The organism is Hoeflea sp. AS60 (assembly GCF_038900115.1).
In the GTDB taxonomy this organism is placed as follows: Bacteria; Pseudomonadota; Alphaproteobacteria; order Rhizobiales; family Rhizobiaceae; genus Hoeflea.
This window is the reverse complement of the sequence record NZ_JBBMQP010000001.1, coordinates 2032046-2046493: the sequence shown is the minus strand read 5'-3', so window position 1 is coordinate 2046493 and position 14448 is coordinate 2032046. Positions and strand designations below refer to the sequence as shown.

The following is a 14448-nucleotide window of genomic DNA, read 5'->3' as shown; positions in this document are numbered from 1 at the left end:
AATATTGGTTTTGCAGGACAAATCCACATTTCGTCGAAAGCTGCTAAATATCTGCATTGAGATCGTAGCCAGGCGCATTGCCCCCTGACAAGCGAGAAGTTGAACAAAAAAATTTCCCGAAAATCGCTGGCTGTGCTAGGGCTGCGAACCACGTTAGGGTTGAACTTGGTTTCTTCCGCAAAAAGCTGCGAATTCAGTATTACAGTATTGTAGGTTTGGTATGAGCGACAAAGAAAAAGTATGTTTTGTAGTAATGGGGTTCGGGAAGAAGACTGACTATGAGTCCGGTCGTAAACTTGATTTGGATGCCACATACGAAGCCATCATTCAGCCTGCCGTTGAGGCGAATGGTTTTAGATGCATCCGCGCAAATGAGATTCTGCATTCGGGCGTCATTGACTTGAAAATGTATGAGATGCTCTTAAGAGCCGATTTGGTTGTCGCCGACATATCCACAGGTAACGTCAACGCCGTATATGAACTCGGAGTGAGGCATGCGCTGCGACCTTACTCGACAATCGTAATGAAGGAAAAGCTTGGCAAAATGCACTTCGATTTGGACCATACAGCTACGTTTATGTATGAGCACCTCGGAGAAGATATTGGAAGCCGGGAGGCAAAGCGTGCCCAAAAAGAACTAGGTGCCTTAATTAAAGCGATCTCGGCTGATCCGAAACCGGACAGTCCGGTGTACACCTACATCCCACGCCTCAAGGAACCCTCTTTTACGGACGACGAGTTTGAAGAGGTCTTGGCGGACGCAGAAGAAGTGCAGGAAAAATTCTCCGCATTACTTAGTGACGCAGAAGCAGCAGCGGATAATTCAGACCATGCTGTCGCAGCAACCAAGTTCATTGCAGCATTGGGAATGAGTTCAGACAACTCGTATTTGCGTCAACAAGCTGCCTTGCACACATATAAATCGAAGTTGCCGTCAGAGCCACTTGCCTTGATGAAAGCGCAATCGCTATTGGAACCGCTTGAGCCGGAAAGATCGAATGACCCCGAGACACTTGGCTTGTCTGGTGCGATTTATAAACGATTGTGGGACCACAACAATGATCCGGCAACGTTAGACCAGGCTATTCGTTTTTATGAAAAAGGTTTCGAACTCAGAGGCGACTACTACAACGGTGAAAATGCAGCAACTTGTCTGGAAATCCGCACGAGCCTGCAAGAAGACGTTGATGAGGCGATGTATGATCAAATGTCCGCTACGAAGATTCGCGAAACAATCTTTAAAAACTTGATCGAGATTGCTGGGAGCGACAACTTTGACGAAAGGTCAGATCAAGTTTGGATTTTTGCTACACTCGCGAATTGCAGCATAGCCTTGGGTAAGATAGAAGAATACGAGAAATATGAAAAAAAATTCTTAGCTTTAAAGCCAGCAAAATGGCAAATCGAAACTTACAATATTAGCAAAAAACTTGTTACTTCTCACTATAAACGCTAGCCTTGATGTATGCAAGCGAGATATCCGTTGAAAATGCGAGTTACTATAATTCGTAATGCCTGAAGTGCGAGACAGCATTACGATGCGGCTGTAGATGGGCTTCATGATGCCAACAATTGATTATGAAAATCTTGCAGTGTCCCGAGTACGGATTGCTTGCCGGATAATACAGTAAACAGTCTGATGGCTGGTATGTAGCGTCTGATTGATCCGTGTCAGGAAGTCGTTTTGCTTGGTGTAATTTAGTCTGCGCGCAGCGGATGGGTTGAATATCAAATCTCCGAATCTTCGTAAAATATGGGAGGCGGAACACGGAGGATGTACGGAGATGCGCTGACAGCCTATGGTTTTTCAGGGTTCACCTTAAGTGCCGATGTTGGTAGCAATATACGTAATTAGGAAAGTTTAATACTCCATGTCAAAACGTCTTTTTATTAGCCATTCTTGGTCATACAGCGAGCGCTATAACTCGATGGTCGATTTGTTGGACAACCGAAATTATTTCACGTGGACAAATTATTCAGTCCCTGTTGACAAGGCGTTTGAGTCGATGACGAAGGCCGCGCTTCAAGAACAACTCCGCAAACAGATACGCCCCGTCAACTGCGCAATCATCATTGGCGGCATGTGGGCCAATCATAGCGATTGGATCAAGTTTGAATTAGACTTCGCGGTGAGCATTGGTAAGCCAATTTTGGGCGTGCGTCCTCGTGGCGCACAGTTGATGCCAATGGCCATCACTGAGGTTGCCAATAAGGCTGTAAATTGGAATTCGGATTCTATTGTGGCTGGCATCAGAGAGATTTCGTGAGCGCACCTCATCTCGAATTTCCCGCACTCTATAGCAGTGCAAACGAAGGGGCGATAAGAGCGCAAAATTACTTCTTGTGGATGGTGCGCTCTGAGTACTGCCTGCTTTTTTTCGTCAGCGTTGCAAGCGCTACGCGCGCTGCGTCCGGCTTAAATCCCATTGTGGTCACGCTCTTGCTGGCAATTCTTGCCGGATTGTTCGTTTTCAAGATAGTCAAGAAATTGGATCAGGATTGGTATAGGTGCCGTGCGTTAGCAGAGTCTGTCAAAACCTCGACTTGGCGATTTTCGATGCGTGCGCACCCCTTCGAGGACACCAGCAGTATAAACATTCCGAAAAATAAATTTCGGATTCTGTTGCGCGATATTTTGCAGTCGAACCGGCATATTGCAGCGAACATCGAAACTGCTGAGACTAAGCAAGTGACCGATACCATGATCGCAATTCGGAAACTTTCGCTTGAGGACCGTAGGGGCTATTATGTTACGAACCGCGTTGACAGCCAACGTACGTGGTATTCCAAGAAGTCTAAGGCAAACAAAAACGCCCTCAAATTTTGGGTGGTCCTGACTATTGTCATCTACATCGGTGCTGCTATTGCACTGAACGCGGAGCAGCTAGGTTTACCAAATGTTACCGTAGGCTTTGACCCGATGATTGTCTTAGTCACTTCCGCACTGGGCTGGTTGCAGATGAAACGGCATGGCGAGTTGATGGCAAGCTACAACCTAACTGCCCACGAGATTGGGATCATCAGGAGCAATTCAGATGCCGTGAAAACGGAGGAAGAGCTTTCTGACTTCGTCAATGAGGCCGAATTGGCATTCTCGCGGGAGCATACGCAGTGGGTTGCGAGGCGTGATGCCAACTGACGTAGAACGGGCCAACACTCTGAAAAGGTAGCAGATTTGACAAGTTTAAGCCCCTTTTGCGAAAGGCAGCCGAGCGAGCGGTGAGCGGCTTGGCCTCTGGGACAGGATCGGAAAACTGATTGATTTCATAGAGCCGCAATAGGCCCGAGATTTCTTCAACTCCTGTGGCTACGATCCAACATGAAAGGGAAACGCTCTAAGAGCAAACTGGCTCGGAACGATTACCATCGTTTCTACTTTTTCAGCTGCCGCGACCTGCACGAACGACAGTTTTCAGGCTACTATGCCTCATCCGAGGTCCGTTCAAGTCCGTTCAAGTCCGTTCTAAGATATCAATCCCTCAACCTGTTTGAATACAACCATTCTTGCGATATATTTGCCAAACCCTAGGGCTACTATCCCTCGGGGCATCGCGATGCTCCTCAACATGAGGAGTATCGTGATGAGACTGTTGAGCAAGCGTCAGGTGAAGGAGCTGGTTCTCTACTCTCCCCAACACGTTGCGCGCCTGGAGGCGGCAGGCCAATTCCCCAAGCGGGTACAGCTGGGCCAGAACCGGGTCGGATGGGTTGAGGCCGAAGTACTGGAGTGGCTTCGCGAACGCATCGAAGCGCGTGACCGACAACACTGACTCTCCTTTTTGTGAGAGCGAAGAGGACTGGTGGCAACATCGGTCCTCTTTTTTTGTTGGGGGATAGCCAGGGGGATACCGTATCCCCCACCCGGACCCCGCTAACACAACCCCAACATTGCACATACCTCAATATACACGTACATTCTCTTGTGGGAAAAATGCAGAAATCACGAAGAAGCGATGCCTTCTTTGTGATCGGGGGGACATGATGAACCTATTGCTTAATCGAGACCAGAACAGTTCAAGTGTGTTTTCGCTCATACCGCTCAGGATTGGCAGCGGTGTCACCTTCACCCTTCATGCTTCCTTGGAGCTGGACAAGGAAGAAGAGGCGTTGATCTGGAAATACAATTTTGCCAGTGCCGCGTTGGTCGTCAGCGATCCAATCGACGATCTCAGACAAAGTTTCCGTCCGGCCCTGATTCTCGGCCTCGTGACTTTCATTGCCGTCTGGCTGATCGGATCGATCTGGATTGCATACGGACCGGCGATCATCGTCACGCTGGTGATGACCGGAGTCTACTTCAAGACATTGCGCGAACAGATCCTCGTCCGTGAATTGATGGCGGACGGGCGCAAGTTTCGATGCGACAGCATCGTCGCCCTGATCCAGAAGGAGGCCTATATCGAGAATATCTGCGCCTATCTCAGACAAATCCTGGAAAGTGCCAAGAACTGGCACGACCGCGAAGTGCTGATGATTCCGCCACTCAGCAAGGAAGAAGCCAAGCGCGCCGTCCTGAGCACGTCACGCTGAGATGAGTTTTCGGCCCATCTATGAGGGCTGGAACCTCCCCGGCCGATTGTCTCAGAAAATCCGCACCGGGTTCGCCGGTATCGGTCTCAATCGAGACCTGAAAGCAGCGATGGATCTGGCGGCATCAATCGAAGCCAGGCTGATAGCCAAGAGCCTCACGACCGATACCGGCCGGATCGAATTCGCGTTCCATGTCTCCAGAACAGCGATGATGAATTTCGGGGTCGACGAACCTGACCATCGGTTCACGCGACACATCACCGAATTCATGGCCGATCTCATCAGCTATGAAGGATGGTTCGCCCTGCCCGCTCTCGGATCTCTCAGTGAACTCACTCGCTCCGAATTGTGGGAGCTCGAGGATCACCTCAAGCGGGTCGAAACCATCATCGACAATCTGCAACCGGTCGGTGAGCTTGCCGTCCGCATGCTGACTGTTTTGGTCACGCCCATCGTCGAACAGCTGCCCCATCTGCTGCACGACACAGGTCCGAATAATGTGGACATTTCCTTCTCATCCGATCTGCGTCTGTTGATCAGCGACGCGCCGGCGCTGGTCGAGCATATGATGCACATCCCGTTTGCGCCCGATCTCGAATCCCTTCGATTGACGCCAAGACTTCGAGAACGTCTAGAGTACAATCTGCATATCGCCTCAGGCGGTGCGCCCGGTGATGCAGACAGTGTGCGGTCTCCCAAATTACCGACACGGCAATCGGCAATCCCGGACGAGAAAATAGCAGGCGTCTACCTCGACGGCACACCACTGCTTGATCTTCTCGATTACCGCCTCGACATCACGCTGCCGCAAGAAACGCGGTTTGAACACACCCATATTGTCGCCGGTTCCGGGCACGGCAAAACCCAGACCCTTCAGCATCTGATCCTGCACGACCTTGACACTGTGGCCCGTAGTGAAGCTTCGATCATTGTCATCGACAGTCAGAGTGACCTGATCAACACAATCGCCGGGCTCGATATCTTCGCGCCGGGCGCTGCACTGGACGGCCGCCTGGTGCTGATTGACCCGACAGACATCGAATGGCCGGTGGCGCTCAACCTGTTCGACGCAGGCCTCGACCGGCTGGAACAATATTCGCCGCTCGACCGCGAGCGGCTGACCAACTCCATTCTCGAACTTTATGACTTCGTTCTCGGGACACTGCTCGATGCCGGGATGACGCAAAAGCAGAATGTCATTTTCCGATACATCACCCGTCTGCTGCTGCACATTCCCGGCGCCACCATCCACACCCTGCGCGAACTGCTCGAAGATGGCGGTTATGATAACTACCGTCAGCACATCGACAAACTACAAGGCTCTGCGAAAGCCTTTTTCGAGCATGAGTTCAACGGCAAGGAATTCGCCGCCACCAAGCGCCAGGTCCTGCGCCGCCTTTACGGCATTCTGGAGAACCAGACGTTTGAGCGGATGTTTTCGCATCCCAAGAGCAAGCTTGACCTGTTCGCCGAGATGAATGCCGGCAAGGTGATCCTGATCAACACGGCCAAGGATCTGCTCAAGGAAAGCGGCACAGAGATTTTCGGCCGGTTCTTCATCGCGATGATCACCCAGGCCGCCCAGGAACGCGCCGTGCTGGCACCCGGCGACCGGCTGCCGACCTTCGTTTATATCGACGAGGCCAACGATTATTTCGACCGCAATATCGGCATCATCCTCAGCCAGGCGCGCAAATACAAGGTCGGCATGACCCTGGCGCACCAGTATCTGGGCCAGCTTGATCCGAAGCTGCATGAGGCGATCGCAGCCAATACCGCGATCAAATTCGCTGGTGGCGTATCGGCCAAGGATGCGCGTGCCTTGGCTGGCGAATTGCGAACCGAGGCGAGCTTCATCGAAGGCCAACCCAGGCTTTCTTTCGCGGCCATGATCAAGGGCCAGCATGAGCGGGCGGTACCCGTCGCAATCACGCCGGGCCGCATGGAGGTGCGCGACCGCATGAATGATGATGAACGTGCGGCAGTACGGGACATCATGCGCCAGACATACGCAGTCCATTATTCTGAGCTCTTCCCTACCACCGCCCCCTCCCCAAACGGCGAAGACCCGTCCCCCACGAAGACGGACGATAATGAAGATACCGGCGAACCGATGAAATGGTGAGTGGCATCAAGCAGCGCCGATCGCATTCCATGATATACTGAGACGAGGACCAGCGTTCCTTTCCCCTACCGCGCATCCGAATGGTCGGATGTGCCAAAGGGAAAGGAAAAGAAGATGGCACGCTCATCACACACTATCCGCGACCTCAATGACCGGTTCCGCAGGGGCGATACGACCATCCCCGGTCAAGTCATGGTCACGCGGGGCGTACAAGCCCTTGTTGCCGGCCCTGAAGACGAGGACACCAACCGCGTCCTCGCCGCGGTTCGCCAGTTCGACACGTTCAATGCGGACAATGATCCGCATGGCGAGCATGATTTCGGGGCATTCGAGTTTCTGGGAGAAAAGCTCTTCTGGAAACTCGATTACTACGCACCGGACATGCAGCACGGTTCCGAAGACCCGGCCGATATCGCGCAGACCATCCGTATTCTCACCATCATGCTGGCAGAGGAATATTGATGGCCGATCCCGTCACCCGGCCTCTGAGCGAGGCCGACAAAGAGATGATCTTTCGCAAGGCGACATCCGGCTTTCCTCTCAGATTCAAAGAGGAGATCGAAAACGGCATGTCGGATGCTGACCTCAAAACCGCGCTCGAATCCGTGCTCGGCATCTTCGGCGGATCGGGTGGGCCGGATCAACCGTCCATTGCCTTTGCCGGCACCGGCCTCAGAATCTGGGGCAGTTGGAAAACAGTAAACTCGGTTCGCGACAAGCCGCTGTTCGCCGGCAAGCGGACAATCGCCATGGCACGGCAAATCTACGCAATTGCCGATCCGGATGACGCGCAAATGCGCCTGTATTGAAACACCGCCGCCCCTCGGCGGTGTTTTTTCCTGTCGCCTGAAAAAGTGATCGTTGCGTATTGCACATGATACCGGTCCATTGCGCGCCATAGTCGATGATAGCGAACGGTGACAATCAGCATTGTACCTGCTTGCCTGCGCACATGATGGCAGCAAAAACAGAAGCGGGTAGATCACGCGATGCGCTTGGACGGCGCTCGCGCTTTGTTCGCCAACGCACGGAAAAGCGACTGATACTGGGTCAACGCGATCTGGAAATTCTGCAGTGGCTTTATCGCTATCGGTATCTGCGCCAGACACATCTGCAAGCGCTACTACAGCCGGTTTCGCCAAAACGCTTCACAGAACGGCTGGGTGACCTTTTCCATGAAACCGGGCTGATTAACCGTCCGTCCATTCGGCCGCCTCAGTTTGATGCACGGTCGTCACCAATGCTCTACGAGATCACCGCTTCGGGAATTGAATGCCTCGCCTCAAATGGTGCGCTGCCGCATCGTGCCGTCACCTTCTCGCAGAGGTCTTCCCGCTCATACAGCCCGCAATTCCTTCACACCATGATGATCATCGAGACCCTGCTTGCCATTGAAAAGATTACTCAGGAAACACCGGGACAGCGTTTTGTTCCCGTCGATGAAATCCTTGCCCGAACCCCGCAACACATCCGCCAAACGCCCAATCCGTTGGCGGTTCCCGTCACGCTTGAACCCAATCCCAAGCATGGCGTCATTCGCAAGCGCCGTCAGACCATGCTGATCCCCGATGCGCTCTACGGCATCGAATATGATAAAGACGGTGAAAAGCGATACCGGTTCTGGGCGCTTGAATGCGAACGGACCTCACCTGCCTGGCGGTCACGGTCAGACGCGTCCAGTACCGCATTGAAGCGTGCCGCCTATGATGCCCTGATCGAAGCACGAACCTATCGGTCGCACTGGGGGATCCCAAACCTGAAATTGCATCTGGTCTCTTCCAGGGGGCGATGACCCAACTCACCGACTACCGGCTTGCGCCGCGCTTGCGCTTCTGGCCCAAGCCCATTTCCTTAGCGAGCTTCGAGCGCGCTTCGGCATAGGCCGGTGCAACCATCGGGTAGTCGGCGGGCAGTTCCCACTTTTCACGATACTGCTCAGGCGTCAGTCCGTGATGGGTCATCAGATGGCGCTTGAGTGACTTGTACTTCTGGCCGTCTTCAAGACAGACCAAATGGTCGTTCTGGATAGAACGCCGCACCGTAACTGCAGGCTTTTGCTTTTCCACGACCTCGTCGACGACCATTGTTGTGCCGCCGAGCGCTGCATGCACCTGGGAAATCACATTGGGCAAATCATTTGCTGCGACAGAATTGTTGCTCACATAGGCTGCGACAATCTCGGCGGTCAATTCGATGAGAAGGTCCGCGCCGTTGTCATTGGTTACTTCTGTCATAGTCCGGTCCTACCATTTCCAATTAATCAGTCATTTGGCTTTTGGGTCAATGTTGTCACGAGCACCGCTTAGAATGACGAGCAAATTGCGACGGCTCAAGTGAATATCAGGCTTAAACAGTTTCTATATTTCATCGAGCGAGCTTACCAGACGCTTTCGATATGATCCAGAAACTGGTCGTTGATCCAAACACTGAAAGAAAGTGGCTTTGGGCCGGAAACACTTGGGTCTCAATTGAAAATTTGGGCGGAAAGCGGGCATTTGCTGCCCGCGCGAAGTCGTAATGTCGGTTCATAAGAAGCCGACCACTTTCCCTCAGAGGTTCGCTATTGGAGATGCGTCGTACTTTGGCCCTAAAGAAGAAAGTTTCGGTTGTCGCGGGTTGCATTTCGCAGCGCAGTTCGTCGCGTTCACAGCAAAAGCACTCAAGTAGCAGGCTTGCCGGGATCATATTCCGGGTCTACGGCGCCATGTTTGACCAAAGTGTACTCCTTGTGGGCCCTGTGTGGGCTTTCTAGCTTCATTCGAATGGACCTAGGATCCGCGCGCAGATGTTACATCGCTCAATTCAGTTGAAACATCACACCGATAACAATGGACCATGCACTAGGCCTGCCGATCAATGTGAAAGCTGGCGGAATATTCGCATGTGTTGACGAGTTTAACAGTTTATGAATATTATACCAATGGTAGTAATCGAGAGATGACAACTCATTTTTCGAAAGGGCAAAGTGATGATGTGTCTTATGCATTTCAGACGAACACTGGCCTTGCTTTTTTCCTTGGGGAGCTTGGGATTTTCTGCAGCGCATTCGCAAGACGCGCCCGCTATCACTCATGATATGAAAATGGAAATGTTCATGGCACATCAGGGTTACAGATATGCTCCAAGTGGAAATATTATTTTCTTTGGAAATGATGGTACTTACTCTGAGTATCTTGCTAAATTTGGTGATGTTTCTGATTGCGGAGAAGAAGGGCAATGCGGGCCTGTTCTTCCAATTGATGGCCCGGGGTTGCCAATACCGACGATACCGCAGGACTGCGGCACGGCAAGCCCAATTATGAACAAGAACCAATGTGGGCCTATAATCAAAATCGAAGACGAATAAATAGTTTTCTTCCGGCAAACACTTACGGATACTTTTGCTTGATTGATTTAGATTTGGAGGGGGCCATAAATGAAACGCATAAATTTGGCATTCAGGTTTTGGATGATACTAATTTTGCTAACTCAACCAGCCCTGTCTCAGAACATTGGAGAGTACGCCCGTTCGTCAGACAGAATAGTCGACGGTCACCTGGTGGATGCAGGCGATGCCCCTTGGTCAGTCTCGCTTCAATATAAAAACAGCCATAGATGCGGCGGAACCCTGATTTCCCCGATTTTGAACCGGGCTCAGACCGCAATAATCGGCTGGAACTCAGATGACAGCATGCCGGAATGGATGATTACCGCTGCCCATTGTTTGGTGGATAGTTCCGGGAATTTCATAAGATCCGATGACCTGCGTGTCTTCTCCGGGGCTCACAAAATCGATTCCGATGCAGGTGAATACCAGTCGATCCAGAACTTTGAGATACACCCGGAATACGACGACTTCCTGATTGTGAATGACATCGCAATCGTCCGCCTTTCAAGGCCAACAAGACCATTCCTACCCCGTCAACGTGCGAGTATCCGGCTTCCTCTCATGCAGGAAAGCGTCTGGCTCAATCGCCCGAATGTGCCCTATGTCGTTGCGGGGTGGGGGCGGATCGCCGAGGGAGGCGCTGTATCCAATGACCTCCTCGAAGTAACGATACCCAGGGCAGACAAAGCCAATTGCGAAGAGATCTTCGAGCGTTTCGGCCACACAGTCCCAATGGGTACATTCTGTGCGGGCTTTTTAGCAGGTAGCCAAGACTCCTGCCAAGGAGACAGCGGTGGCGCGATTTTCTACCGTCCACCAAAAAATCCGAGCCGCTTTTCATGGACTAGCAATCCGATATTCGTGGGTTCGGTAACTTGGGGAATAGGATGTGGTTCGACTGAAGCTTACGGACTCTACACCGCGGTATTTCCCTACATTCCCTGGATAACAAATTATATAGAGGGACATTTGTGATGCTTCTCTTAAGACTCAATATTTTTATATTAGGCTTGCTCTATTGTGTTTCTTTATTTGGAACGACCGCAAGAGCAGATAATAACGAGAAACTGTTTTTAAAACTCCTAAACCAAATACCCGAAACGGCAGAGCAGGACCCCTTCTACACAACTAGCGTGTTCCTCTACGAAATCAGAAGGGCGATCAAAAGGTTCGGCCTGGGCGCGTCTGCGCTAGAAAAATCGCAAAGATCTAAGACCTTTAGCGCCCTGATAAGCGACATGGACTTCAGTACAGCGGTGTCGGATTTGCTTAAAGCCCCAAATGAGGCGTGGACATGCGACAGGTTTGAACACGCCGAAAGTCGTCCTCCAGCCTGTGACATGTTCCCGGAGCAGGCTGTGCCGAGTTTTCCCCAGACGCTCTCCTTTCCCGGTCAGGTGGGGCGGGTGAATCGATACGGATATTTCCAGCCCTACGACAAGGCCGTTTTCGTCCAACACCATTATGGGGAGACTGTCGCATTGCTTGACGGGAGCGGCAGGCTGCTATGTTCTGCCTTCTTAGTTAATGACAACACTTTACTGACTGCGGCCCATTGTGCATGCGAACCAACACTTGAGATGGCGTTTCTCGGCCGAAATATTGATTCTATTAGTCGCGATTCTCCGACGCAGAAGCGTGTACTCACCAGCGGCGCCAAATATTACGACGACAACGATGACGGTGACAGTTTTTGTGCAACCTATCGTTCTGGCGGAGACATCTTGTCGAACAAACTCGTCGATCTCGCTATTCTTAAAGTGCGTCGGCCGTTTTTGATTGCGTCAGGCTTTCGAAGAATCGAACTGAACACCAGTATTGAGAGAGCCGAAGTGGAAGATTTGTTCGCAGATCCACGTACATTTTTTCTTTCTGCGGGGTTCGGGGATACTGATATCAGCGACCGTGGCGGAGTGAACAACGTGGTCATTCAGAATACGGTGGAGCCCTGCACAGACAAGAATAGCTCTAGTTTTGGGTGCCAACCGGGCATAGAATTCGTATCGACAGTATTGGATGTTCCAATTTCTCTCCAAACTGATACTTGCAATGGCGACAGTGGTGGGCCGTTCATCATCAGCAATCCGCTAAATCCCTCCCACTTTATTCTTGTGGGCGTGATCGCCAGGGGTATCGTGGGTGGCAGCCTACGCTGTGGTAGAGGCGGCGTATACGTCAACCTCTTCAATGACAAGGTTCAGCAGTGGCTAGCCGAAAACATAAACTAGCTGTGTGGGGGGGGATAATGTCAATTTGGAAAATCTCACTTATCGTTTGCACTAGCTTCGGCCTTTCGGGCTGTAGCTATGTTTATTCCAAAAGTGTGTCACAAGGCGCGATTGGCAAAGGATCTATAGTATATGCGCTCCAGGATTCCATTGTGGACATTAATTTGTCTGATGTGACCGGCGGGGTGAACTATCGGAATATCAGCTTGGCTTCGCGCACTGTGGCGGATCGGAATGCGCAAGTTGCGGTTCGGATCCAGTCAAACCCGGTCTCCAAAGAAACACTGACTATCAATGTAGACAGTCAATCAAGCTTGCTGAAATCTATAAATAGCACTGTTGACGGAAAGCTGGACGAAGTTATTGTAGAGGCTGCGCGGAGTATCGGTCGACTTCGCGGAGCAGGATTTCTTTCCGACAATGCCGACACGGTAGCGGATCAGACTATTGCAAGCTTCCGAGTTGGGGATCGCGTGGAATTCGCCGCAGCAGCTTCGGAGTTCCGTCGTAGAACCGGATTCGGTATCATTTGCTTAGAAGGCTGCACCGATGTTTCCGCCCAACCGCCGGCCGCAGCGGATGCAGTGATCTATTACCGGACACCTGCGGTATTGAAGTTGGGGTTCTGCAAAGGCGATTGCCAAAAGGGATCCTACGCTTTTCCCATGAACATGCTTACATTTCGAACAATTGAGACATTTAACTCACCCAACTTGGTATCGTTCCCGGTTCGGGGATCAGCCTTTGGTGAGGTGGTAGACAATATCACGTTCTCAGATGGCGTCCCCGAGACCGTCGTTTTTAACGGGACAAGCGAGGCGTTGGACATCGTCAAGGTTCCCGGTGCAGTTGTCGCGGCCGTGTTCGAGGGAATTGCAAGCGGGACAGGAGATCGAGCGAGTGCCATAAATGCTGAGTCAGCCTTTGCGAATGCGGAAGCTGCCCGCGCAAACGCCCGGAAAGCGGCGGCGGAGGCGACAATTGCCGAAATCGAAGCATTTGAGAAACTCCACTGCACTCGAAATCCCGAGGAGTGTAAGGAGGAGACACCTTCGACAGGCGACAGTTTACCGTCTGGATTAGGCGGATGAAAGGGCTCTTCTTATCCGCGCTAATAGCGCTTTTCCTCTCTAGTGTTTCGCCGGCGATCACTCAAGACAAATTTGCCGAGGGCGAGGGCCCCTCTGCCAAGGAGACAATGCTTTTACGGCAGGAAAAGATGCGGGATGGCTCTGAAAAGTCCGGACAGAGGATGGTGGCAGACAAAGCGACGCTCGACACAGACACCCCGCTTTATATCGACGGTGATCCGGTCTTTCAGAACTGGGTGGCGACCGTCAAGCCAATCCAGACAATAACTTTGGATAGCGGCGATGCTGACGCTCAAGATTCATCGGTACGGATCCGCAGCATAGGTGGAAATCGTGTCCGGCCCGGGCAGCTCACACAGGTCGCCGCCCTTCTTCTTAGGAACAACCGGCCCGTATGTTCAGCGACCGCGATTAGCCGAAGACATTTTCTTACTGCAGCCCATTGCTTTTGCGGATCCTCGCAGCCTGTGACAATTGCGTTCGGTGACGATACCAGCGGCGGCTTCACCAGGGCCTTCGGAACAAGCTTTCGACTGGTTGAAGGCGCACAAGACATGGACTGCTCCAACTACGTCAGCTTACGGCGCACCATAGGCGGGTCAGATCTGGCAGTTGTTGAATTGAATCAAGATGTTGGAGAACTGTATCTCAAATCTCCCGCAGCCCTCCCAAACGCGGCAGACATCGCAAACATTGAACAAGGCACCACAGCCGTCATCGCAGGGTACGGACGACGCAGCACTAATCCAAGATCACGTTCATTCAGGATCGGCGTAAAGAATTATCTTGTGTCGCCTATTGTGGATGTGACCTGCGACGGAAACAGGTACGATTGTGTCGAAGGACGAGAGATTGTCAGTCGCGACACTCGCACCGGCGGGGTCGGCCCCTGCTCAGGTGACAGCGGCGGCGCGATGTTCGTAAAAAGCGAAAAAGACTCGGGCCCGAGCTTTGTGCTGGTTGCTGTCGTCTCTAGAATGGCGCGAAGCAATCTTCGGTGCGGCGACGCCGTCGTCTTTTCCTTACTGTCATCAGAGAATATTTCGCAAATAGAGGCGCTTCTGAAATAATAGTAAAGAATATTTCTCCTGGAGTCATGTCTGGCGA

15 protein-coding genes are annotated in these 14448 nt (G+C 51.9%); 14 read left to right on the top strand and 1 reads right to left on the bottom strand.

Features of this window, described 5'->3' with window-relative positions; translation table 11 throughout:
- The first annotated feature begins 220 nt into the window (after window positions 1-220).
- From WNZ14_RS09405 to WNZ14_RS09365, 9 genes are all read left to right on the top strand, one after another.
- Window positions 221-1456 (top strand): TRAFs-binding domain-containing protein, encoded by a 1236-nt coding sequence (locus tag WNZ14_RS09405; protein WP_342868301.1) that lies wholly within the window; start codon window positions 221-223, stop codon window positions 1454-1456.
- A gap of 415 nt (window positions 1457-1871) precedes the next feature.
- A complete protein-coding gene (locus WNZ14_RS09400) occupies window positions 1872-2267 on the top strand; it encodes a TIR domain-containing protein (RefSeq protein WP_342868300.1) in 396 nt (131 codons plus the stop codon).
- Window positions 2264-3139: a DUF4231 domain-containing protein gene (locus WNZ14_RS09395; protein ID WP_342868299.1), complete on the top strand. Its 876-nt coding sequence runs from the start codon at window positions 2264-2266 to the stop codon at window positions 3137-3139. The genes WNZ14_RS09400 and WNZ14_RS09395 overlap by 4 nt, the downstream gene beginning before the upstream one ends.
- Before the next feature lie 442 nt (window positions 3140-3581).
- Complete coding sequence (locus WNZ14_RS09390; protein ID WP_342868298.1) at window positions 3582-3770, top strand: AlpA family phage regulatory protein; 189 nt, start codon at window positions 3582-3584, stop codon at window positions 3768-3770.
- Window positions 3771-3981: 211 nt separating this feature from the next.
- Entirely contained in the window at window positions 3982-4530 is a 549-nt protein-coding gene (locus tag WNZ14_RS09385) for a hypothetical protein (RefSeq protein ID WP_342868297.1), read from the top strand.
- A gap of 1 nt (window position 4531) precedes the next feature.
- Window positions 4532-6655, top strand: coding sequence for a type IV secretory system conjugative DNA transfer family protein (locus WNZ14_RS09380; RefSeq protein WP_342868296.1), 2124 nt, complete (start codon window positions 4532-4534; stop codon window positions 6653-6655).
- Window positions 6656-6769: 114 nt separating this feature from the next.
- The gene (locus WNZ14_RS09375) at window positions 6770-7117 is read left to right on the top strand and encodes a DUF3768 domain-containing protein (protein WP_342868295.1); all 348 of its coding nucleotides are present in this window, start codon (window positions 6770-6772) and stop codon (window positions 7115-7117) included.
- The gene (locus tag WNZ14_RS09370) at window positions 7117-7464 is read left to right on the top strand and encodes a hypothetical protein (RefSeq protein ID WP_342868294.1); all 348 of its coding nucleotides are present in this window, start codon (window positions 7117-7119) and stop codon (window positions 7462-7464) included. Before WNZ14_RS09375 ends, WNZ14_RS09370 begins: the two co-directional genes overlap by 1 nt.
- A 146-nt stretch (window positions 7465-7610) precedes the next feature.
- Window positions 7611-8447 (top strand): replication-relaxation family protein, encoded by an 837-nt coding sequence (locus WNZ14_RS09365; protein WP_342868293.1) that lies wholly within the window; start codon window positions 7611-7613, stop codon window positions 8445-8447.
- Window positions 8448-8460: 13 nt separating this feature from the next.
- On the opposite strand, the gene WNZ14_RS09360 is transcribed toward WNZ14_RS09365, so the two are convergent.
- Window positions 8461-8889, bottom strand: a complete 429-nt coding sequence (locus tag WNZ14_RS09360; RefSeq protein ID WP_342868292.1) for a MucR family transcriptional regulator — start codon at window positions 8887-8889, stop codon at window positions 8461-8463.
- A gap of 848 nt (window positions 8890-9737) precedes the next feature.
- Between WNZ14_RS09360 and WNZ14_RS09355 the strand changes: the two genes are divergently transcribed.
- From WNZ14_RS09355 to WNZ14_RS09335, 5 genes are all read left to right on the top strand, one after another.
- On the top strand, window positions 9738-10001 hold the full coding sequence (locus WNZ14_RS09355; protein WP_342868291.1) for a hypothetical protein: 264 nt from the start codon (window positions 9738-9740) through the stop codon (window positions 9999-10001).
- A gap of 69 nt (window positions 10002-10070) precedes the next feature.
- Window positions 10071-10997: a serine protease gene (locus WNZ14_RS09350; protein WP_342868290.1), complete on the top strand. Its 927-nt coding sequence runs from the start codon at window positions 10071-10073 to the stop codon at window positions 10995-10997.
- The gene (locus WNZ14_RS09345; RefSeq protein WP_342868289.1) at window positions 10997-12250 is read left to right on the top strand and encodes a trypsin-like serine protease; all 1254 of its coding nucleotides are present in this window, start codon (window positions 10997-10999) and stop codon (window positions 12248-12250) included. Before WNZ14_RS09350 ends, WNZ14_RS09345 begins: the two co-directional genes overlap by 1 nt.
- A gap of 17 nt (window positions 12251-12267) precedes the next feature.
- On the top strand, window positions 12268-13341 hold the full coding sequence (locus WNZ14_RS09340) for a hypothetical protein (RefSeq protein WP_342868288.1): 1074 nt from the start codon (window positions 12268-12270) through the stop codon (window positions 13339-13341).
- Window positions 13338-14411, top strand: a complete 1074-nt coding sequence (locus WNZ14_RS09335; RefSeq protein WP_342868287.1) for a trypsin-like serine protease — start codon at window positions 13338-13340, stop codon at window positions 14409-14411. Before WNZ14_RS09340 ends, WNZ14_RS09335 begins: the two co-directional genes overlap by 4 nt.
- The last annotated feature ends 37 nt before the right edge of the window (window positions 14412-14448 follow it).

Excerpts from the sequence above, each read along its gene's own strand:
- WNZ14_RS09405 (WP_342868301.1), top strand. The coding sequence starts at position 221 with ATGAGCGACAAAGAAAAAGTATGTTTTGTAGTAATGGGGTTCGGGAAG.
- WNZ14_RS09400 (WP_342868300.1), top strand. The coding sequence starts at position 1,872 with ATGTCAAAACGTCTTTTTATTAGCCATTCTTGGTCATACAGCGAGCGC.
- WNZ14_RS09390 (WP_342868298.1), top strand. The coding sequence starts at position 3,582 with ATGAGACTGTTGAGCAAGCGTCAGGTGAAGGAGCTGGTTCTCTACTCT.
- WNZ14_RS09385 (WP_342868297.1), top strand. The coding sequence starts at position 3,982 with ATGAACCTATTGCTTAATCGAGACCAGAACAGTTCAAGTGTGTTTTCG.
- WNZ14_RS09380 (WP_342868296.1), top strand. The coding sequence starts at position 4,532 with ATGAGTTTTCGGCCCATCTATGAGGGCTGGAACCTCCCCGGCCGATTG.
- WNZ14_RS09375 (WP_342868295.1), top strand. The coding sequence starts at position 6,770 with ATGGCACGCTCATCACACACTATCCGCGACCTCAATGACCGGTTCCGC.
- WNZ14_RS09370 (WP_342868294.1), top strand. The coding sequence starts at position 7,117 with ATGGCCGATCCCGTCACCCGGCCTCTGAGCGAGGCCGACAAAGAGATG.
- WNZ14_RS09365 (WP_342868293.1), top strand. The coding sequence starts at position 7,611 with ATGGCAGCAAAAACAGAAGCGGGTAGATCACGCGATGCGCTTGGACGG.
- WNZ14_RS09360 (WP_342868292.1), bottom strand. The coding sequence starts at position 8,889 with ATGACAGAAGTAACCAATGACAACGGCGCGGACCTTCTCATCGAATTG.
- WNZ14_RS09355 (WP_342868291.1), top strand. The coding sequence starts at position 9,738 with ATGGAAATGTTCATGGCACATCAGGGTTACAGATATGCTCCAAGTGGA.
- WNZ14_RS09350 (WP_342868290.1), top strand. The coding sequence starts at position 10,071 with ATGAAACGCATAAATTTGGCATTCAGGTTTTGGATGATACTAATTTTG.
- WNZ14_RS09345 (WP_342868289.1), top strand. The coding sequence starts at position 10,997 with ATGCTTCTCTTAAGACTCAATATTTTTATATTAGGCTTGCTCTATTGT.
- WNZ14_RS09340 (WP_342868288.1), top strand. The coding sequence starts at position 12,268 with ATGTCAATTTGGAAAATCTCACTTATCGTTTGCACTAGCTTCGGCCTT.
- WNZ14_RS09335 (WP_342868287.1), top strand. The coding sequence starts at position 13,338 with ATGAAAGGGCTCTTCTTATCCGCGCTAATAGCGCTTTTCCTCTCTAGT.